The sequence below is a fragment of the Serratia sp. EC4 genome (genome assembly GCF_059652115.1).
Genome location: NZ_JBNIDE010000002.1, coordinates 469,456 through 487,039, shown reverse-complemented (window position 1 = coordinate 487,039; position 17,584 = coordinate 469,456). Strand labels below are relative to the sequence as shown.

Below are 17,584 nucleotides of genomic sequence, written 5' to 3'. Positions count from 1 at the left end.
TTCACCGTTATCGGAAAGGAATTAACATTATGAAAAACTTAAAATTAACCTTAGCAGCTCTCACTCTGGCCAGCGTTTCCTTCGGCAGCTTCGCCGCTGATTTGGTTCAGAACCAACCGGCTGACCAGCAGAAAGTGGGCGTTATCACCGTCAGCGGCGCATCCGATCTGACCTCGCTGGAAAACAGCCTGGCCGCCAAAGCCGATCAGGCCGGTGCAAAATCCTTCCGCATTATCGGCGCCGGCGGTAACAACCAGCTGCATGGCACTGCAGAAATCTATCAATAACAAAGCATTAAGCCTGTGGACTGCATACCTTTATTGCTCACAGCGCCAGGGCGTAAAAAAAATTAATTAACGAGCATTAAAAAAATACTTGCAATCCGTCAAACCGGCATCTAACATTAAATTATCGATCGTTAATAAATTTAACGACCTTACAAAACAAACATCGTAAAGAACAAAGATAGGAAATAAGACCATGAAAAACCTGAAAATGACCATCGCAGCCATCGCACTGGCCTCCGTCTCCTTCGGCAGCTTCGCCGCCGATCTGGTTAACGCGCAACCCGCCGACCTGCAAAAAGCCGGCGTCGTCACCGTCAGCGGCGCGTCCGACCTGAGCAGCCTGGAAAATAAACTGGCGGCCAAAGCCGACGCGGCGGGCGCCAAATCTTTCCAGATCATCGCCACCACCGGTGACAACAAACTGCACGGCACCGCGATCATCTACAATTAATCGCCGGATCGGCAATCGTGCAAAAGGGCGGCTCAGGCCGCCTTTTGTTTGCTTTAACGCCAACGTTCTGTTGTAAGCTGTAGCGACCTTTTCCCGCTGAGCCGAGCAACGCCATGACTCCCCTGCTGTTCCACAAATATCACGGTCTGGGCAACGACTACCTGGTCTGCCACCGCTCGGTCGCCGAACGTCTGAGCCAGGAACAGATCCGCCTGCTGTGCCACCCGCATTACGGCATCGGTTCCGACGGCCTGCTGATCGACAGCGGCGACGCCGTCAATCCCACCCTGCGCATCATCAACCCGGACGGCTCCGAAGCGGAGAAAAGCGGCAACGGCCTGCGTATCTACGCGCGCTATCTGTTCGACAGCAAGCGCGTGGCGCATCAGCCGTTTCTGGTGCACACCGCCGGCGGCGACGTGCGTTGCCAGGTGGCGGAAGACGCGCATCAGATAACCGTGGAGATGGGGCGCGCCAATTTCAGCCCGGCGGCGCTGCCGGCGTTGATCGATCTGCCGGAGGCGCTGAACTATCCGCTGCCCCTGAGGGAGGAGACGTTAAGCGTTTCGCTGGTGTCGATGGGCAACCCGCACTGCGTGGTGCCGGTGGAAAAACTGGATCTGGCGCAGGTGCATCGGCTCGGACCGCAGATTGAACGCCATACGCTGTTCCCGAAACGCACCAATGTACAACTGGTGGAAGTGGTCGATCGCCAGACGCTGCGCATCGGCATCTGGGAGCGCGGCGCCGGTTTTACCCTCGCCTCCGGCAGCAGCAGCTGCGCCGCCGCCAGCGTGATGCGCAAGTTGGGACGAGTCGGCGATCGGGTTAGCGTGCGGATGCCGGGCGGCGAGCTGCAGATCGCCTTCAGCGGCGATTTTCAGGTCAGCATGCGCGGACCGGTGCATAAAATCGCCACTCTGACGCTGGACGAAGATTGTTTTGCCGGCGGCGCAGGGCTGTTTACGGGATCCACCCCAGCAGTCTGAACCACAGATAATCCAACGGCACCAGCAGCGCAAAGCTGAGCGCGGCCAACAGCAGGCACAGCTTCAGCCCCTCGCGCGCCGGCACTTTGCCCATCCCCATCGCCACCACGATCGGCGAAGCCTGATACGGCAGCAGCGGCGTGGCATAGCCGATCACCTGGGTCATCAGCACCGTCAGCAGCGGCAAGCCGCTGCCCGCGGACAACGCCTGCGCCAGCGGAGTAAACAGCGCCGGCACGCCGTTGGCGGTCACAACGAAATTCAGCAACGCGGTGATCCCCACCAGCGAACCGAACGCAGCGAACGGTTTGCCATGCAGATCCGGCATCATCGCCAGCAGCGCGCCGCCCAGCCGATCGCCGAGACCGGAGTGGCTGACCAGCGCGGTCAGCCCCAGGATCCCCGCCACGTAGATACAGGTTCGCACGTTAACCCCGGCGGCGAACTGCTCGCCGTTGAGAAAACCGATGCGCGGCAACAGGCAGAAGCAGGCCGCCGCCAACCCGATCCAGGCGGGGGCGATGCCGTGCCAGCTGTCGGTCATCCACAGCAGCACCGTAATGCCCAACAGTGCGATCAGCCGCCACTCGGCGGCGCTGAGCGGGGTTTGCGCCGCCTCGGCCGCCACCGGCTGCGGCCGCGCGCGGAACAGGCCGCAGATGCACAGCGTCAGCAGCGCGCCTTTGGCGATCCCGAGCACCGGGGCGTGCAACAACAGGTAAGAAAGATAAGCGAAGTGGCTGCCGTAGGCGCTTTCCGCCGCGCCACTCATCACCAGATTGGGCACGTTGGCCGGCAGGATGCTGGCGGAGAGCTGGAAGGTGCCGAACCCCACCGCCAGCGCCAAACCGATGCGGCCGCGCGAGCCTTCCGCCAGGCCGGCGCGATTGGCCAACGCCATGACGATCGGCATCAGCAGCGTAATTCGCCCCATGTTGGAGGGCATGACGAACGCCAGCGCGTAGCTTATCGCCACCACGCCGCCCACCAGGCGGGGCCAGGAACCGGCCAGATGCGGCAAGAGTCGGTTGGCCAGGCGATCCGCCAAACCGGTGCTGCGGATGGCGGTGCCCAACACGAAGCCGCTGAGCACCAGCCAAAATGCGGAGGACGCGAAACCGGAAAAGGTCACCGCGGCGGGCGCCAGCTGCAATACCATCACCGCCGCAAAGAACAGCAGCGCGACCAAATACTCCGGCAGGCGGGCGCTGGCCCATAGCGCGATGACCACCAGCGTGACCAGCGCGGACAGCGCCATCGGATCCCCCAACATAGTTTCCTCCCTGATAAAACGTTGTGATTGTTATCAAACGGTTAACAGGGTGACACAAGGCGCGGGCGTTAACCTTGAAACCGCTCACATATCGTCGTTCTGCAGATTTTTCAGCATGCACACATTGCAGCCGTGGTGGCCGGTATTGCCGCGCCGTTCCGTCAACAGCGTGAACCCCAGCGCATAGTACAACCCGATCGCCTCTTTCAACTGTTCGGTGGTTTCCAGGTAGCAGTAGCGATACCCCGCCGCCCGCGCCGCCTTCAGCGCCTGCACCACCATATGGCGCGCCATGCCTAGCCCGCGCGCGCCGGGTTTGAAAAACAGTTTTTGCAACTCGCAATAGCCGGGCTCTTCGCCGGCCAGCGGCGCCATGCCGACGCCCCCCACCACCTGTCCGTCCCGCTCCAGCACCCAGTAGTGGCCGCCGTTGTCGCGATACAGACCGGTCAGCCGATCGAGATCCGGATCGTGCAGGCTGACCCCTTCCATTTTGTCCATGCCGTACTCGCGAAACACGTCGCGAATGATCGCCGCCATCGCCGCATCGTCGCGCTCGACGATCGGCCGCACCCGCAGGTTGGCGTCGCGCTGTTTGCGCGCGCTGCGCAGCGCCGCGGTCATCTTTTTCATCGCCGCGGTGGTGCTCGCCAGCTCATCGTCGTCCAACTGCGCCAGCGCCGCCTGCATAAAACCGTCGGCGTCGCTCTCGATGCCGGCCAGCGTCTTGCCGCCCTGTTTACTCAACCGATGCAGGTTGTGCCGCTTGTCATCAGGATGATCCACCGTTTCTATCACGCCGGCGGCCACCAGGCTGCGCAGCGCCCGGCTGGCGCTGGCCTTGTCGATGCACAGCCGGGCCGCCAGCTCGGTGACGCCCAGCGGCTGCTCGCTGACTTCGATCATCAGATGGATCTGCAGCGGCGAAAAGCGCGAGCCGTTGCTCTGCTTGTTCAACATGCCGAATTCTCTGACCAAACTGCGCGCCAATGCTCTGAAATCCCTGATGTTCACAATTGATATCCCCAATTAACTACCGATAAAAAATGAGATTTAGTTGATAGTGTTATCTAATTCTCACTACCTTAACGGATCATCAAGCCGCCATGAACCCCGGTATAACAGAGAAGCTGATGCAAAACGTTACATTACCCAATACAGTAAACTGATTAATTCAAAAAAATCAGAATAAAAATTCATTAATTTAATGTTGATAAAACAATAAACCAGTTAAAAAACATACAATCGTGAAAAAATCTGCGGTTAAGAGAAGAAATCGATATCAATCCATTGCATTACAATAGGTTACAACAATGTTAATAGCGGCATTAATGCCGATATCTTGTTGTAATTTGTTACATATTCATGGCAGGATCGCGACGCTTCCATAACGGCGACAACGCTCGTTATGGAAACATCGGGCGCGGGTTGCTCCCGCGCCGTTTTATGCTCATGGAGAGATCGCATGCCAATGAAAAAATCACTCGCCGTCTGTTCCGTCGCCCTTTCCGTCACTTTGCTGGCGGGCTGTGCGACCGAATCCTCCCGCTCTTTGGAAGTGCCGAAAGTGGCTTCCTACAACACCACTTATCAGGGCCCACGCAGCCCTATCGCCGTCGGTAAATTCGACAACCGCTCCAGCTACATGAATGGCATCTTCTCCGATGGCGTCGATCGGCTGGGCAATCAGTCCAAGACTATCCTGATCACGCATTTGCAGCAGACTGGCCGTTTCAACGTGCTGGATCGCGCCAACATGGAAGAGTTGAAAACTGAAGCCGGCATTAAAGGGAAAGCACAAACGCTGAAAGGCGCCAACTATGTGATTACAGGCGATGTCACCGAATTCGGCCGCAAAGAAGTCGGCGATCATCAGCTGTGGGGCATTTTGGGCCGTGGTAAATCACAGGTCGCTTACGCCAAAGTCAATCTGAACGTCGTGAACGTACAGACATCAGAAGTCGTCTATTCCTCTCAGGGCGCCGGTGAATACGAACTGTCCAATCGCGAAATCATCGGTTTCGGGGGCACCGCCAGCTACGACTCCACCCTTAACGGCAAGGTGCTGGATCTGGCCGTGCGTGAAGCCGTCAATAACCTGGTTACCGGTATCGAAAACGGCGCATGGCGCCCTGCTAACTAACGGAATAGAAGCAGAGAAAGATGATAACTAAAAAAATGGGCGGGGCGCTGTTTGCAGCGACCCTGTTGGCCGGCTGCGCCGCGCCGAAAACGCTTTACAATTGGGATGGCTACCAAACTTCTCTTTATCAATACTACCAGCAGGATGGGCAAAGCCCTGAGCAGCAGATCGCTACGCTGAAAGAGATCGTCGAGAAATCCCGCGCCAAGGATAAAGCCGTACCGCCGGGGTTGCATGCGCAACTGGGGCTGCTGTACAGCAAAACCGGCAACGACGGACAAGCCATGAGTGAATTCAACACGGAAAAAACGCTGTTCCCGGAATCGGCACCGTTTATGGATTTCCTGATGGCCAAGGATAAGGGGAGCTTTAAATGAAGCGTGTACTCACTTTCCTCAGCGTTACCGCCATCCTGTTGCTGAGCGGCTGTGCCAAGCAAACGCCTTATGACTATGCGGCATTCCATGAGAGCAAGCCGAAGTCGATCCTGGTCTTGCCGCCGATGAATCAGTCGCCGGATGTCAAAGCCAGCCACAGCGTGCTCGCCAGTGCAACCTTACCGCTGGCCGAGGCCGGTTACTATGTGATGCCGGTCGCTGTAGTGGAGGAAACCTTCCTGCAAAACGGTCTAACCAACGCCAACGACATCCGCGCCGTCAGTCCGAAAAAACTGCACCAGATTTTCGGCGCCGACACCGTGCTGTACCTGGATGTCACGCAGTACGGTACCAGCTACATGGTGATCAGCAGCGAAACTCGCGTTACCGTAGCCGCTCGCCTGGTTGACCTGCGCAACGGCAAACAGCTGTGGGCCGGCACCGCCACCGCATCCAGCAACGAAGGCAACAACAATTCCGGTGGCCTGCTGGGCATGGTGATCAGCGCCGCGATTTCACAAATCGCGGATACCATCAGCGATAAAGGGTTCGACATTGGTGCCATCGCCAATACTCGCCTCCTGTCGGCAACAGGTCAGAACGGCGCCATTCTTTATGGCCCGCGCTCGCCTCATTACGCCAGCCAGCGTTAAGCAGTCTCTCGGGCGGCCTTCTCGGGCCGCCTATGCCAAACTTGTCCCTTTTGCCAAAAGTAGCCCATGCTTTAACTGCACCTCTCCTTCTGGCTAACCGGGACGCTGGCTCATGACGAAAAAAACCACCCTGCTGCAATTCTTCCACTGGTACTACCCCGACGGCGGCAAACTGTGGCAGGAGGCCGCCGAGCGCGCCCCGCACCTGGCCGAACTAGGCATCACCGATCTGTGGCTGCCCCCCGCCTGCAAGGGCGCTTCCGGCGGCTACTCCGTCGGCTACGACACCTACGATCTGTTCGATTTGGGCGAATTTGACCAGAAAGGCAGCGTGGCCACCAAATACGGCGACAAGGCGGCGCTGGAACATGCCGCCACTACGCTGCGCGAACACGGCGTGGGGGTGATCTACGACGTGGTGTTCAACCACAAGCTCGGCGCGGACGAAAAAGAACGGGTACACGTATTCAAGGTGGACGCCAACAACCGCAACGATATCGACGACCAGGGCTTCGACGCGCTGGCCTACACCCGCTTCACCTTTCCCGGTCGCCAGGGCGTGCATTCCGAGTTTATCTGGGATTACAAATGCTTCAGCGGCGTCGACTATGTTGAGCAGCCGGACGACAAAGGGGTGTTTAAAATCGCCAACGACTACGGCGACGACGGCTGGAACGATCAGGTCGACGACGAGAAAGGCAACTACGACTACCTGATGGGCGCCGACGTGGAGTTCCGCAACGCCGCGGTGACGGAGGAACTCAAATACTGGGCGCGCTGGCTGCTGGACACGCTGCCGTGCGACGGCTTCCGCCTTGACGCCGCCAAACACATTCCCGCCTGGTTCTTCAAAGAGTGGGCGGATCACGTGCGCGGCAGCGCGCAGCGCGACCTGTTTATCGTCGCCGAATACTGGTCGCACGATCTCGGCGCGCTCCAACAATATATCGAGTTGGTGGACGGCAAGGTGATGCTGTTCGACGTGGCGCTGCACCTGAAGTTTCATCAGGCATCGAAACAGGGCGACGGCTTCGACATGGCGCAGATCTTCACCGATACCCTGACCGCCGCCGATCCGGCCCACGCGGTGACGCTGGTCGCCAACCACGATACCCAGCCGCTGCAATCGCTGGAAGCGCCGGTGGAACCCTGGTTCAAACCGCTGGCCTATGCGCTGATCCTGCTGCGCGAACAGGGCGTGCCCTGCGTGTTTTACCCCGACCTGTATGGCGCCAGCTACCGCGACAAGGGGCGCGACGGCGGCGAATACCAGATCGACATGCCGGCGATCCCGGAGCTGGAGAAGCTGATCGCCGCCCGCCAGCGCTTCGCCAACGGCCCGCAAACCGACTACTTCGACGACAGCCACTGCGTGGCCTTCAGCCGCGCCGGCACCGCCGAGGCCCCCGGCTGCGTGGTGGTGCTGACCAACGGCGGCGAGAGCGGCAAGACGATCGCGCTGGGCGCCGATTTGGCGCACACCGCCTGGCGCGATTTCCTCGGTAATCGCCAGGAGGAAATCACCACCGACGACCAGGGCAGCGCCCATTTCCCGGTTAACGCCGGCAGCGTCAGCGTCTGGGTGCCGACAGGCAGCCTGTGAACGCCCGCCGCCGCGCAATGATGCCGCGGCGGCAAAACTAATGTTTGCCTTTCGGGTCTAACTTACGCTATCAACTGCGCAAGCCATTCACACCGGAGCCTAAATAGGGTACAAGGCTGCATGAAAATTCCAAAACGACTCCAGCCGCTGGTGGATGACGGGTTAATCGACGACGTCATCCGCCGGTTGAAAAGCGGCAAAGAAGCCGACGTGTTTATCGTGCGCTGCGGCGATGAGATCCGCTGCGCCAAAGTGTACAAAGAGGCCGAGAAGCGCAACTTCAAGCAGGCGGTTCACTATCAGGAAGGGCGCAAGGTGCGCAACAGCCGCGACGCGCGCGCCATGAGCAAAGGCTCCAAATTCGGCCGCCAGCAGCAGGAAGAAGCCTGGCAAAACACCGAAGTGGACGCGCTGTATCTGCTGGCCAAGGCCGGGGTGCGGGTGCCGCAGCCGGATATCTGCCTGGACGGCGTGCTGCTGATGGAGCTGATTACCGACGAAGAAGGTCTGGTGGCGCCGCGCCTGAGCGATGTCATCCTGACGCCGGAACAGGCGCGCGCCGATCACGCCCTGATGATGAATTACGCGGTGCGCATGCTGTGCGCCGGGCTGGTGCACGGCGACCTGTCGGAATTCAACGTGCTGATGGATAAAGACGGGCCGGTGATCATCGATCTGCCGCAGGTGGTGGACGCCGCCGCCAACAATCACGCCAAAAGCATGTTCGAGCGCGATATCAACAATTTGGCGGAATATTATGGCCAATTCGCGCCGGAACTGCGCGACAGCCAATACGCCAAAGAGATTTGGGCGCTGTATCAGGAAGGCAATCTGACGCCGGACAGCGCCCTCAGCGGCCGGTTCAGCGAAATCCAGAAGCGCGCCGATGTCGGCTCGGTGCTGGAAGAGATCCAGGCCGCCAGCGAGGAACACCAGCGCCGCCTCATGGCGCGCAACGCGGAAGAGTAACGCGCCGCGCTATTCGACGCGAAACACCTCCGGCCGCTGCGGCGTCGCCGCCTCGTGATAGATATCCCCCAGATAGCCGGCGATCTCCTCTTCGCGCAGATCGGCCGGCAACACGATATCGTGGCTGGGGGCATATTTGCGCTCCGGCAGCGTCACGCGGAACAGCCGCCATTCGTCCCCGATGCGCTTCACGCCCAGCAGACGGCCGAACACGTTAAAAATCATCATCCGCCATTCCCCCTCTCGTCGCTTTCAGGCTATAACACTGTGATGCCGCCGCAGTGAAAAGGAAAGCGTATGAGTGAAAAAACGCCGCAGTTCTGGCGCGATCCGCAGTTGCCGTTCGTCGAAGCCCGCGCCATCGCGGATGGCCGCCAGGCGTGTTACAGCCTGCACAGCCACGAATTCTTTTCCATCGGCGCCATCACCGGCGGCGTCAGCACCTATGTCAACGGCGAGCGGCGCATGCAGGTCAGCGCCGGCGATCTGGTGATCATCAACCCGCAGCAGGCGCACGCCTGTAATCCGATCGCCGACCGCAATTGGTCGTACATCATGTTCTATCTCGATCTCGCCTGGATCGGCGCGCTGCAGCAGGAGCTGCTCGGCGGCGAAGGCGAGCGTTTTGTTCCGTTCAGCCAGCCGCTCAGTCGCGATCCGGCGCTGTTCCACGGCCTGAATCGCCTTTATGCGCTGCTGACGGATCCGCTGTGCAGCGCGCTGGAAAAACAGATCGCCATGGTGGAGTATTTCAGCGCCCTGCAGCTCGGGCTGGGCGATGTCCGCCAGCCGGAGACGCCGCCGCATAGCCGACTGGAAGCGGCGGCGGCGTTTATCGACGCGCACTGCACCCAGCCGCTGACGCTGGACGACATTTGCCGCTCCGCCGCGCTCTCCCCTTCTTACCTGATCCGCGCCTTCCGCCAGCGTTACGGCATGACGCCGCACGCCTATCTGATCAACCGCCGCGTGCAGCACGGCCATCGGTTATTGAAAAGCGGCCTGCCGATCGCCGCGGCCGCCAGCGAAAGCGGCTTTGCCGATCAGGCGCACTTTCAGCGCACCTTCAAACAGCTGTTGGCCGCCACGCCCGGCCAGTATCAAAAACCCTCCGCCAACAGATAACAAGCGCTGGCCGCCAGCAACGCCGCCATCGCGCGATTAAAGCGTTGTACGTTGCGCGCCTGCCTGAGCAGGCCGCGCAGCATCGCGCCGACATAGGCCCAGCAGGCTACCGAGGCATAGCAAATCACGAAGTAGAGCCCGGCGAACTGCCATAGCAACAGCATGTCGCCATCGCCGACAAAGGCGCCGAGGCTGGCCACCGACGCCAGCCATGCCTTGGGATTCAGCCATTGCATCAGCGCGCCGTACCAGCAGGAAGGCGCCTGCGCCGCGCCGTTGCCCAGTCTGCCGTCGTCAAACACCAGCCGATAGGCCATAAACAGCAGAAAAGCCACGCCGGCCCACTGGATCAAGTGGGTCAGCCCCGGCCACAGGATCAGCAGCTGGTGCATGCCCAAACCCAGCAGCACCAGCAACAGGGTAAACCCCAGCGTGGCGCCGAACACATGGCGTTGGGTCGCGCCAAAACCGAATTGCGCCCCGGCGCTCAATGCGACGATGTTGACCGGGCCAGGGGTGATGGAAGCCGCCAGCGCAAACGCGGCCATGGAAAGGTAGATATTCATGATGGACACCTGAGAAAATATTCACAGGCGCCAGAATGCCGACCGCCGCCGACACCGTATTGAACAGAATTACCCTGTTCGGTTTAGCGCACGGCGACGGCCCGGCGGCGCGGCAGCCCGAAGGTGTTGACCGCCATGCCGGCCAGCACCAGCAATGCGCCGCCGAACTGCGCCGGCGACAACGCTTCGTCCAGCAGCAGCCAGGCGGCGAACAGCCCGACCAGCGGCACCAGCAGCGTCAGCGGCGCAACGCGCCAGGTTTCATAGCGCCCCAGCAAGCTGCCCCACACCGAATAACCGAACAGCGTGGCGGCAAACGCCAGATAGGCCACCGCCAGCCAGGTGCCAACCTGCACATGACTCAGGCTGCTCAGCACCACCTCAGGGCCGTCGAACAGCCAGCTGCAGGCCAGGAACGGCACGACCGGGATCGGCGCGCTCCACACCACCAGCGATAAAATATTACGCTGCGGGAAACCGGCCAGGATCTTCTTGTTGGTCAGGTTACCCAGCGCCCAGGAAAACGCCGCCGCCAGCGTCAGCAACAGGCCCGCCAGGGGGACCGCGCCGCTGCCCGGCTTATGCAGGCTGGCCTGCGCCAGCACCAGCATGCCGCCGCTGGCGATAGCGATGCCGACGAAATGGTTGACCCGCAGCTTTTCGCCCATCAGCACGACGCCCAACAGCAGGGTGAAGAACACCTGCGCCTGCAGCACCAGCGAGGCCAGCCCCGCCGGCATGCCCACCTTGATGGCGACGAACAAAAACGCGAACTGCGCGAAGCTCATGGTCATGCCGTACAGCAGCAGCCATTTCCACGGGATCGTCGGGCGCGGGATAAAGAAGATCGCCGGCAACGCCACCAGCAAAAAACGCATCCCGGCCAGCAGAAACGGCGGCATGCCCTGTAAACCGAACTTGATCACGACGAAATTCACGCCCCAGATCACCACCACCAACAGCGCCAACAGCCGATCGCGCAATGTCATCCTCGCCCCGCTTATCCCATTGAAAATTCGCTTTGCCTTGCAGATTACAACCAAACCGGGGACATGGACACCGGCAAACGCCGGCGCTTATTCCGGCATCAGGCCGATAAAGGTGGTCTTCTTGCGCGGGCCGGTCATCAGCGCTTCCAGCTTCTCCACGCACTGCAGGTAGTGCGGGGTCTGCTTGTGCGCCGCCACCGCCTGCTCGTCGCGATAGGCTTCGTAGATGTAAAACCGCGTCGGGATCTGTTCATCCTGCAGCACATCGAAGCGCAGGTTGCCCGGCTCTTCGATCGCGCCCAGGTGATTGGCGCGGAAAACATCGATAAATTCGTCGATTTTTTCTTGTTTAACGTTGATCTCAACCAATGTGACGTGCATGGCAACTCCTTGTTTAAACGGCGCGCCGTAACATGGCGCTTTCCAACCATAGGTTTATTCCCGTCGATTGCCCTGCCGCAACGGCAATTTTGCCGCCTGGCTCACAAATCGCGTCGGCGACGCCCACTCCTCCCCCGGCGGGGTAAGGCGGCGGCATCTATAGTTAACACTCCTCCCCCTGAGAGCATAGGCTATGGATAACTACTTGATGGCGCTGGACGCAGGAACGGGCAGCATTCGCGCGGTGATCTTCGATCTGGCGGGTAACCAGATCGCGCACGGCCAGGCGGAGTGGCAACACCTGGCGGTGCCGGGCGTGCCCGGCTCGATGGAGTTTGACCTCAGCCGCAACTGGCAGCTGGCCTGCCAGTGCATCCGCCAGGCGATGCAACGCGCAGGCTTGAGCGCTCAGGCGATCCGCGCGGTGGCCTGCTGCTCGATGCGTGAAGGCATCGTGCTGTACGACCGCAACGGCGTGCCGATCTGGGCCTGCGCCAACGTCGACGCACGCGCCAGCCACGAAGTCAGCGAGCTGAAAGAGCTGCACAACCACGGCTTCGAACGCGAGGTGTACCAGCACTCCGGCCAGACGCTGGCACTGAGCGCCATGCCGCGCCTGCTGTGGCTGGCGCACCATCGGCCGGACATCTACCGCCAGGCGGCGACACTGACCATGATCAGCGACTGGCTGGCCAACATGCTGAGCGGTGAACTGGCGGTCGATCCTTCCAACGCCGGCACCACCGGCATGCTGGATCTGACCAGCCGCGACTGGCGGCCGGCGTTGCTCGACTTGGCCGGGCTGCGCGCCGATATTCTGTCGCCGGTGAAAGAGACCGGCAGCGTGCTGGGGCGCGTCACCGAGCAGGCGGCGCAGGAGAGCGGGCTGCTGCGCGGCACCCCGGTGGTGATGGGCGGCGGCGACGTGCAGCTCGGCAGCCTGGGGCTCGGCATCGTGCGCGCCGGGCAGACGGCGGTGCTCGGCGGCACCTTCTGGCAGCAAATCGTCAACCTGCCGGAGCCGGCCATCGATCCGGAGATGAACATCCGCATCAACCCCCACGTCATTCCCGGCATGGCGCAGGCGGAATCCATCAGCTTCTTTACCGGCCTGACCATGCGCTGGTTCCGCGACGCCTTCTGCGCGGAAGAAAAATTGCTGGCGGAGCGGCTGGGGATCGACGCCTACAGCCTGCTGGAAGAGATGGCGGCCAGAGTGCCGCCGGGCGCCTACGGCGTGATGCCGATTTTCTCCGACGCCATGCATTTCAAAACCTGGTATCACGCGGCGCCGTCGTTCATCAACATGTCGATAGACCCGGAGCGCTGCAACAAACAGACGCTGTTCCGCGCGCTGGAGGAGAATGCCGCCATCGTCTCCGCCTGCAATCTGGAACAGATCGCCGCCTTCTCCGGCGTGCAGGCCCGTTCGCTGGTGTTCGCCGGCGGCGGCGCCAAGGGCAAGCTGTGGAGCCAGATCCTCAGCGACGTCACCGGGCTGACGGTGCGGGTGCCGGTGGTGAAAGAGGCCACCGCGCTGGGCTGCGCGATCGCCGCCGGCGTCGGCGCCGGGCTGTACGAGTCGCTGGCCGAAACCGGCGAGCGCCTGGTGCGCTGGGAGCGCGAGCATCAGCCGGACATGACCCACCACGCGCTGTATCAGGAACAGAAAGAAACCTGGCGGCGGGTCTACGCCGATCAGCTGACGCTGGTGGACAACGGCCTGACCACCTCGCTGTGGAAAGCGCCGGGGCTATAAGCGCCACGCGGCATTCGGTCATAACCTTATGCCGTTTTATTCCTTTCTCTTAGGCGCGGCGCAAGCCGCGTTTTCACTCGCCGCCGCGATTGTTTCCTCTCAGAAACAGTGTAACCACCGCAGATGGATTTATCTGCGCCTTCGGCCTGCCGTAGATTGTGACTTCGGTCACACCGTGCCCCGCGCACGGCCTGCGCATTCACCTGAGACGAGCGGCATTATGCTGAATAATAAAGATAACCCTGCATCATCCCCGTGGCCGGCGATCTTCTCGCTGACGGTCGCCTGTTTTGTCATGGTCACCACCGAGTTTCTGCCGATCGGGCTGCTGACCAACATCGCCCCCTCGCTCGGCGTCAGCACCGGCACCGCCGGGCTGATGGTCACCATGCCCGGCATCGTGGCGGCGGTGGCCGCCCCCGCATTGAGCCTGATTTCCGGCCGTCTGGATCGGCGTTTACTGATGCTGGGGCTGTCGCTGTTGCTGATGGTGTCCAACCTGGTGGCGGCGCTGGCCGTCAACTTCCCGATGATGCTGCTGGGCCGCGTGCTGCTGGGCATCTGCGTCGGCGGTTTCTGGTCGTTCGCCGCCAACTACGGCCGCCATCTGGTGCCGGAAGCCAGCCAAGGCCGCGCCACCGCGCTGATCCTCAGCGGCATCTCGGTCGGCGCGGTGTGCGGCGTGCCGGCCGGGGCGCTGATCGGCGATCTGTTCGGCTGGCGCGCCGCCTTCTTCGGCGGTGCGGCATTGGCGGTCGGCGTACTGGCGGCGCAGCTGCGTTTGCTGACCTCGGTGCCGCCTTCCCGGCCGGTCACGCCGCGCGATCTGGTGCTGCCGCTGCGCCTGCCGATGGCGCGCATCGGCCTGATCGCCATCGTGCTGCTGTTCATCGGCCACTTCGCCGCCTACACCTACCTGCGGCCGCTGCTGCAACAGGTGTTCGTGCTCAGCCCATCGGCGATCTCGCTGCAGCTGTTGGCCTATGGCGCCATCGGTCTGCTGGGCACCTTTCTCGGCGAGCGTCTGGCGGAACACAGCCTGCGCGCCACCTTCATACTGATCGCCGCCATGCTGGCGGGCATTTTGATCGTTTCGCCGCTGCTCAGCGGCCTCGCCGGCGCCACGCTGATGGTGCTGGTATGGGGGCTGGCCTTTGGCGCCGTGCCGGTCTGCGCCACCAACTGGATGTTCGCCGCCGTGCCGCAGGCGCCGGAAGCCGGCCAGGCGCTGTTGGTGTGCGTCATCCAGATCGCGCTGGCCTCCGGCGCACTGCTGGGCGGTGAAGTGGTGGACTGGCAGGGCGTCAGCAGCGCCATGCTGTTCGGCGGCGCGCTGATCCTCTCCGCCACGCTGGTGTTCGGCCTCAGCTTGCGCTCCGGCGCGATTGGCGCTAAACAGTGTTAATCATTATCTATCTGCAGAAACATGCCCCGGCCACCGCCGGGGCATGGCGTTGAGAACCTATGGACCATCATTTGCTCGCTATCCGGGTATTTAACCGCGTGGTGGAAACCGGCGGCTTTACCCGCGCCGCCGATTCGCTGGGCATGCCGAAAGCGACGGTCACCAAGCTGATCCAAAATCTGGAGGATCACCTGCAGACCAAGCTGTTTCAGCGCACCACTCGCAGCGTGTCGGTCACCCGCGAAGGCGAATGCTATTACCAAAATACGGTGAAATGGCTGGCGGATTTGGAGCAGATGGAGGGCTGCCTGACCGAGTCGCAAAGTTCTCCGCAGGGCGTGCTGCGCATCGACACCGGCAGCGGCACCGCTCGCCAACTGCTGTTGCCGGCACTGCCCGGCTTTTTGGAACGCTACCCGCAAATCCAAATCGATCTCAGCATCGGCGATCGCGTTATCGATCTGATCAGCGACAGCGCCGACTGCGTGATCCGCAGCGGCCCATTGGCCGACTCCAGCCTGATCGCACGGCGTCTGTTCGATCTGGACTGGGTCAGCTGCGCCACCCCTGCTTATCTGGCGCGCCACGGCGCCCCGCGCCACCCGTGCGATCTGGAACAGGGTTTTCCGATGGTGCACTACCGCCATCCGGTCAACGACCGCATCCATCCGCAACGCTATGTCGAACGCGGCAAAGAGATCGCCATCCAGCAGCGCTACCCGGTCAGCATCAATGAAGGCAACGCGCTGCTGGCGGCGAGCCTGGCCGGATTAGGCATCATCCAGATTTATCGGTTTATGGCGCAGCCGCACCTCGAGCGCGGCGAACTGGTCAGCCTGCTGCACGACTGGCAGCCGCCGCCGGAGCAGATGTACGTGGTCTACCCGTCCAATCGCCACCTCAGCGGCAAGCTGCGGGCGTTCATCGACTGGGCGGTGGAGACGTTTCGCTAGCAGCGAGATGAGCCGCACGCTGTCGCCGCGCGCAGTGTGGTATTATTTACCGCATAGTGATTCACCACGGACAACCACCATGGCCTATATCCCCAAAAACTATGCGAAGCTGGAAACCGGCTACCGCGAAAAAGCGCTGAAACTGTTCCCCTGGGTGTGTGGGCGCTGCTCACGCGAGTTCGTCTATTCCAACCTGCGCGAACTGACGGTGCACCACATCGATCACGATCACAGCAACAACCCGGAAGACGGCAGCAACTGGGAAATGTTGTGTCTGTATTGCCACGACCACGAGCACTCGAAATACACCGAGGCCGATCAATACGGTTCGACGGTAGTGGCCGGTGAAGACGCGCAGAAAGATGTCGGCGTCGCCACCCACAATCCGTTCGCCAACCTGAAAGCGATGATGAAGAAATAATGCCGCAAACAGCTTAATAGCCAACTAACTTATTAAGCTGTTAAATTAATAAACCCACCTCCGCATCGTCACTTCCCAGAGAATTCCTACTTACCCATCCGGGCCATCCAGCGCAAAATAAGCTGCGCAGTTAACGACATACTGGCTTGGCAAGCCGCCGCAGTTGGTGCATATTGTTCGCGAGTTGTTCTTGTTAACCTGTTTGATTATCAACCTAATAAGCGCATTAACTTAATAAGTTACCCGCTTAATAACTTGAGAGATGGCAGCATGATTGTTCTGATTGGCTCGCAAAAAGGCGGCGTCGGCAAGTCGACGAAAGCGGTGAATATCGCCGGGTATCTGATTCTTAAGCAAGGCAAGACGGCGATCATCGTCGATGCCGACGACCAGAAATCAATCATGACCTGGTACAACGACCGTCAGAACGTCGAAGGGCTGCCGCACATTCCGGTGGTGGCCGCGTCGGGCAAAATCAAGGAAACGCTGCTGGAGCTGGATCGCCATTACGACTACGTGATCGTCGACACCGCCGGCCGCGACAGCGCCGAACTGCGCTCCGGCCTGCTGGCCGCCGATCTGTTCCTCTCGCCGCTCCGCCCTTCGCAGATGGACCTCGACACCATCGGCTATCTGTCGGAGATGTTCTCCACCGCGCAGGAATATAACGAGAAGGTCAAAGGCTACATCGTGCTGAACATGTGCCCGACCAACATCTTCATTAATGAAGCCAACGAAGCGGCGCAGGTGCTGAGCGAATACCCGGAGTTCACCCTGGTGAGCAACCGCCTGTGCGACCGCAAAATTTACCGCGACGCCTGGGGCGAAGCCATCACCGTGCATGAGGCGAACAATGAAAAGGCGCAGGCCGAGATCGAATGCCTGGTGAAAGAGGTGATCCTGTGAAGAAGCGCACCCCCACCCACCGCATGTCGGAAGACGAATTCATCAACAGCGCCACCTCGCACACGTTGCCGGTCGCGGCGCCCGCGCCGGAAACCAAGCCGGCCGGCCGCAAGCGCACCTATAAGGCGATTTCCGTCAGCCTGACGGACAACCACATCGAAGCCATCGATGAGGTGATCGTGCAGGCGGCGCGCAACGGCATCGTGCGCATCACCCGCTCCGACATCATCAAGCTCGCCATCGACGGGCTGGCGGAGAAAAGCGAAGCGCAGCTGCTGGAACTGCTGAAGAAGCTCTGACCGCACGGCAGCCGCCGGCTGACCCAGCCGGCGGG

Annotated in this window: 21 protein-coding genes; 15 read left to right on the top strand and 6 right to left on the bottom strand. The window is 61.0% G+C overall.

Annotated features, from left to right (window positions below; genetic code table 11):
* Positions 1-29 precede the first annotated feature (29 nt).
* The 3 genes from bhsA (ACP39K_RS09035) to dapF all read left to right on the top strand — a co-directional run bounded on the left by bhsA (ACP39K_RS09035) (position 30) and on the right by dapF (position 1,727).
* Entirely contained in the window at positions 30-287 is a 258-nt protein-coding gene (bhsA, locus tag ACP39K_RS09035; protein WP_016928600.1) for a multiple stress resistance protein BhsA, read from the top strand.
* Between the two features lie 193 nt (positions 288-480).
* Positions 481-738, top strand: coding sequence for a multiple stress resistance protein BhsA (gene bhsA, locus ACP39K_RS09030; protein WP_016928601.1), 258 nt, complete (start codon positions 481-483; stop codon positions 736-738).
* Between the two features lie 113 nt (positions 739-851).
* Positions 852-1,727 carry a diaminopimelate epimerase gene (dapF, locus tag ACP39K_RS09025; RefSeq protein WP_497008435.1) on the top strand — a complete coding sequence of 292 codons (876 nt, stop codon included), beginning with the start codon at positions 852-854 and terminating at the stop codon, positions 1,725-1,727.
* On the opposite strand, the gene ACP39K_RS09020 is transcribed toward dapF, so the two are convergent.
* A complete protein-coding gene (locus tag ACP39K_RS09020) occupies positions 1,702-3,000 on the bottom strand; it encodes an SLC13 family permease (RefSeq protein ID WP_016928603.1) in 1,299 nt (432 codons plus the stop codon). The genes dapF and ACP39K_RS09020 overlap by 26 nt on opposite strands.
* Positions 3,001-3,084: 84 nt before the next feature.
* Positions 3,085-3,990, bottom strand: coding sequence for a bifunctional helix-turn-helix transcriptional regulator/GNAT family N-acetyltransferase (locus ACP39K_RS09015; RefSeq protein ID WP_080441329.1), 906 nt, complete (start codon positions 3,988-3,990; stop codon positions 3,085-3,087).
* 481 nt (positions 3,991-4,471) lie between these two features.
* Here ACP39K_RS09015 and ACP39K_RS09010 point away from each other — a divergent pair, with 481 nt between their 5' ends.
* The 5 genes from ACP39K_RS09010 to ACP39K_RS08990 all read left to right on the top strand — a co-directional run bounded on the left by ACP39K_RS09010 (position 4,472) and on the right by ACP39K_RS08990 (position 8,745).
* A complete protein-coding gene (locus ACP39K_RS09010) occupies positions 4,472-5,143 on the top strand; it encodes a CsgG/HfaB family protein (RefSeq protein WP_016928605.1) in 672 nt (223 codons plus the stop codon).
* A gap of 20 nt (positions 5,144-5,163) precedes the next feature.
* Complete coding sequence (locus ACP39K_RS09005; RefSeq protein WP_048795762.1) at positions 5,164-5,520, top strand: DUF4810 domain-containing protein; 357 nt, start codon at positions 5,164-5,166, stop codon at positions 5,518-5,520.
* Positions 5,517-6,173 carry a DUF799 domain-containing protein gene (locus tag ACP39K_RS09000; RefSeq protein ID WP_016928607.1) on the top strand — a complete coding sequence of 219 codons (657 nt, stop codon included), beginning with the start codon at positions 5,517-5,519 and terminating at the stop codon, positions 6,171-6,173. Before ACP39K_RS09005 ends, ACP39K_RS09000 begins: the two co-directional genes overlap by 4 nt.
* A gap of 112 nt (positions 6,174-6,285) precedes the next feature.
* Entirely contained in the window at positions 6,286-7,776 is a 1,491-nt protein-coding gene (gene amyA / locus ACP39K_RS08995) for an alpha-amylase (protein ID WP_261267147.1), read from the top strand.
* 120 nt (positions 7,777-7,896) lie between these two features.
* Positions 7,897-8,745 carry a PA4780 family RIO1-like protein kinase gene (locus ACP39K_RS08990; protein WP_016928609.1) on the top strand — a complete coding sequence of 283 codons (849 nt, stop codon included), beginning with the start codon at positions 7,897-7,899 and terminating at the stop codon, positions 8,743-8,745.
* Positions 8,746-8,754: 9 nt separating this feature from the next.
* On the opposite strand, the gene ACP39K_RS08985 is transcribed toward ACP39K_RS08990, so the two are convergent.
* Entirely contained in the window at positions 8,755-8,973 is a 219-nt protein-coding gene (locus ACP39K_RS08985; protein WP_016928610.1) for a DUF7661 family protein, read from the bottom strand.
* 69 nt (positions 8,974-9,042) lie between these two features.
* Here ACP39K_RS08985 and ACP39K_RS08980 point away from each other — a divergent pair, with 69 nt between their 5' ends.
* The gene (locus ACP39K_RS08980; protein ID WP_497008434.1) at positions 9,043-9,870 is read left to right on the top strand and encodes a helix-turn-helix domain-containing protein; all 828 of its coding nucleotides are present in this window, start codon (positions 9,043-9,045) and stop codon (positions 9,868-9,870) included.
* Here ACP39K_RS08980 and ACP39K_RS08975 read toward each other — a convergent pair.
* The 3 genes from ACP39K_RS08975 to lsrG form a co-directional block, all read right to left on the bottom strand.
* Positions 9,846-10,436, bottom strand: coding sequence for a LysE family translocator (locus tag ACP39K_RS08975; protein ID WP_497008433.1), 591 nt, complete (start codon positions 10,434-10,436; stop codon positions 9,846-9,848). The two genes, ACP39K_RS08980 and ACP39K_RS08975, sit on opposite strands and share 25 nt — an antisense overlap.
* 83 nt (positions 10,437-10,519) lie before the next feature.
* Positions 10,520-11,425, bottom strand: coding sequence for an O-acetylserine/cysteine exporter (locus ACP39K_RS08970; RefSeq protein ID WP_004939557.1), 906 nt, complete (start codon positions 11,423-11,425; stop codon positions 10,520-10,522).
* An 87-nt stretch (positions 11,426-11,512) separates the two neighbouring features.
* Positions 11,513-11,806: a (4S)-4-hydroxy-5-phosphonooxypentane-2,3-dione isomerase gene (gene lsrG / locus ACP39K_RS08965; RefSeq protein ID WP_497008432.1), complete on the bottom strand. Its 294-nt coding sequence runs from the start codon at positions 11,804-11,806 to the stop codon at positions 11,513-11,515.
* Between the two features lie 193 nt (positions 11,807-11,999).
* Here lsrG and lsrK point away from each other — a divergent pair, with 193 nt between their 5' ends.
* The 6 genes from lsrK (at position 12,000) to ACP39K_RS08935 (ending at position 17,549) form a co-directional block, all read left to right on the top strand.
* The gene (gene lsrK, locus ACP39K_RS08960) at positions 12,000-13,565 is read left to right on the top strand and encodes an autoinducer-2 kinase (protein WP_033640999.1); all 1,566 of its coding nucleotides are present in this window, start codon (positions 12,000-12,002) and stop codon (positions 13,563-13,565) included.
* A gap of 220 nt (positions 13,566-13,785) precedes the next feature.
* On the top strand, positions 13,786-14,970 hold the full coding sequence (locus ACP39K_RS08955; RefSeq protein ID WP_033641000.1) for an MFS transporter: 1,185 nt from the start codon (positions 13,786-13,788) through the stop codon (positions 14,968-14,970).
* A 59-nt stretch (positions 14,971-15,029) separates the two neighbouring features.
* Complete coding sequence (locus ACP39K_RS08950; RefSeq protein WP_033641001.1) at positions 15,030-15,923, top strand: LysR family transcriptional regulator; 894 nt, start codon at positions 15,030-15,032, stop codon at positions 15,921-15,923.
* 79 nt (positions 15,924-16,002) lie between these two features.
* Entirely contained in the window at positions 16,003-16,344 is a 342-nt protein-coding gene (yajD, locus tag ACP39K_RS08945; protein WP_016928619.1) for an HNH nuclease YajD, read from the top strand.
* A 270-nt stretch (positions 16,345-16,614) separates the two neighbouring features.
* A complete protein-coding gene (locus ACP39K_RS08940) occupies positions 16,615-17,250 on the top strand; it encodes a division plane positioning ATPase MipZ (RefSeq protein WP_033641002.1) in 636 nt (211 codons plus the stop codon).
* A complete protein-coding gene (locus ACP39K_RS08935; RefSeq protein WP_033641003.1) occupies positions 17,247-17,549 on the top strand; it encodes a hypothetical protein in 303 nt (100 codons plus the stop codon). Before ACP39K_RS08940 ends, ACP39K_RS08935 begins: the two co-directional genes overlap by 4 nt.
* Positions 17,550-17,584: the final 35 nt, after the last annotated feature.

What these genes read in the sequence shown, in the direction of transcription:
- ACP39K_RS08940 (WP_033641002.1), top strand. Translation starts at nt 16,615, where the DNA reads ATGATTGTTCTGATTGGCTCGCAAAAAGGCGGCGTCGGCAAGTCGACG.
- dapF (WP_497008435.1), top strand. Translation starts at nt 852, where the DNA reads ATGACTCCCCTGCTGTTCCACAAATATCACGGTCTGGGCAACGACTAC.
- ACP39K_RS09020 (WP_016928603.1), bottom strand. Translation starts at nt 3,000, where the DNA reads ATGTTGGGGGATCCGATGGCGCTGTCCGCGCTGGTCACGCTGGTGGTC.
- ACP39K_RS08970 (WP_004939557.1), bottom strand. Translation starts at nt 11,425, where the DNA reads ATGACATTGCGCGATCGGCTGTTGGCGCTGTTGGTGGTGGTGATCTGG.
- ACP39K_RS08980 (WP_497008434.1), top strand. Translation starts at nt 9,043, where the DNA reads ATGAGTGAAAAAACGCCGCAGTTCTGGCGCGATCCGCAGTTGCCGTTC.
- amyA (WP_261267147.1), top strand. Translation starts at nt 6,286, where the DNA reads ATGACGAAAAAAACCACCCTGCTGCAATTCTTCCACTGGTACTACCCC.
- ACP39K_RS08985 (WP_016928610.1), bottom strand. Translation starts at nt 8,973, where the DNA reads ATGATGATTTTTAACGTGTTCGGCCGTCTGCTGGGCGTGAAGCGCATC.
- ACP39K_RS08975 (WP_497008433.1), bottom strand. Translation starts at nt 10,436, where the DNA reads ATGAATATCTACCTTTCCATGGCCGCGTTTGCGCTGGCGGCTTCCATC.
- ACP39K_RS09005 (WP_048795762.1), top strand. Translation starts at nt 5,164, where the DNA reads ATGATAACTAAAAAAATGGGCGGGGCGCTGTTTGCAGCGACCCTGTTG.
- bhsA (WP_016928600.1), top strand. Translation starts at nt 30, where the DNA reads ATGAAAAACTTAAAATTAACCTTAGCAGCTCTCACTCTGGCCAGCGTT.
- ACP39K_RS09010 (WP_016928605.1), top strand. Translation starts at nt 4,472, where the DNA reads ATGAAAAAATCACTCGCCGTCTGTTCCGTCGCCCTTTCCGTCACTTTG.
- ACP39K_RS08990 (WP_016928609.1), top strand. Translation starts at nt 7,897, where the DNA reads ATGAAAATTCCAAAACGACTCCAGCCGCTGGTGGATGACGGGTTAATC.
- ACP39K_RS08955 (WP_033641000.1), top strand. Translation starts at nt 13,786, where the DNA reads ATGCTGAATAATAAAGATAACCCTGCATCATCCCCGTGGCCGGCGATC.
- yajD (WP_016928619.1), top strand. Translation starts at nt 16,003, where the DNA reads ATGGCCTATATCCCCAAAAACTATGCGAAGCTGGAAACCGGCTACCGC.
- ACP39K_RS09000 (WP_016928607.1), top strand. Translation starts at nt 5,517, where the DNA reads ATGAAGCGTGTACTCACTTTCCTCAGCGTTACCGCCATCCTGTTGCTG.
- lsrG (WP_497008432.1), bottom strand. Translation starts at nt 11,806, where the DNA reads ATGCACGTCACATTGGTTGAGATCAACGTTAAACAAGAAAAAATCGAC.
- bhsA (WP_016928601.1), top strand. Translation starts at nt 481, where the DNA reads ATGAAAAACCTGAAAATGACCATCGCAGCCATCGCACTGGCCTCCGTC.
- ACP39K_RS08950 (WP_033641001.1), top strand. Translation starts at nt 15,030, where the DNA reads ATGGACCATCATTTGCTCGCTATCCGGGTATTTAACCGCGTGGTGGAA.
- lsrK (WP_033640999.1), top strand. Translation starts at nt 12,000, where the DNA reads ATGGATAACTACTTGATGGCGCTGGACGCAGGAACGGGCAGCATTCGC.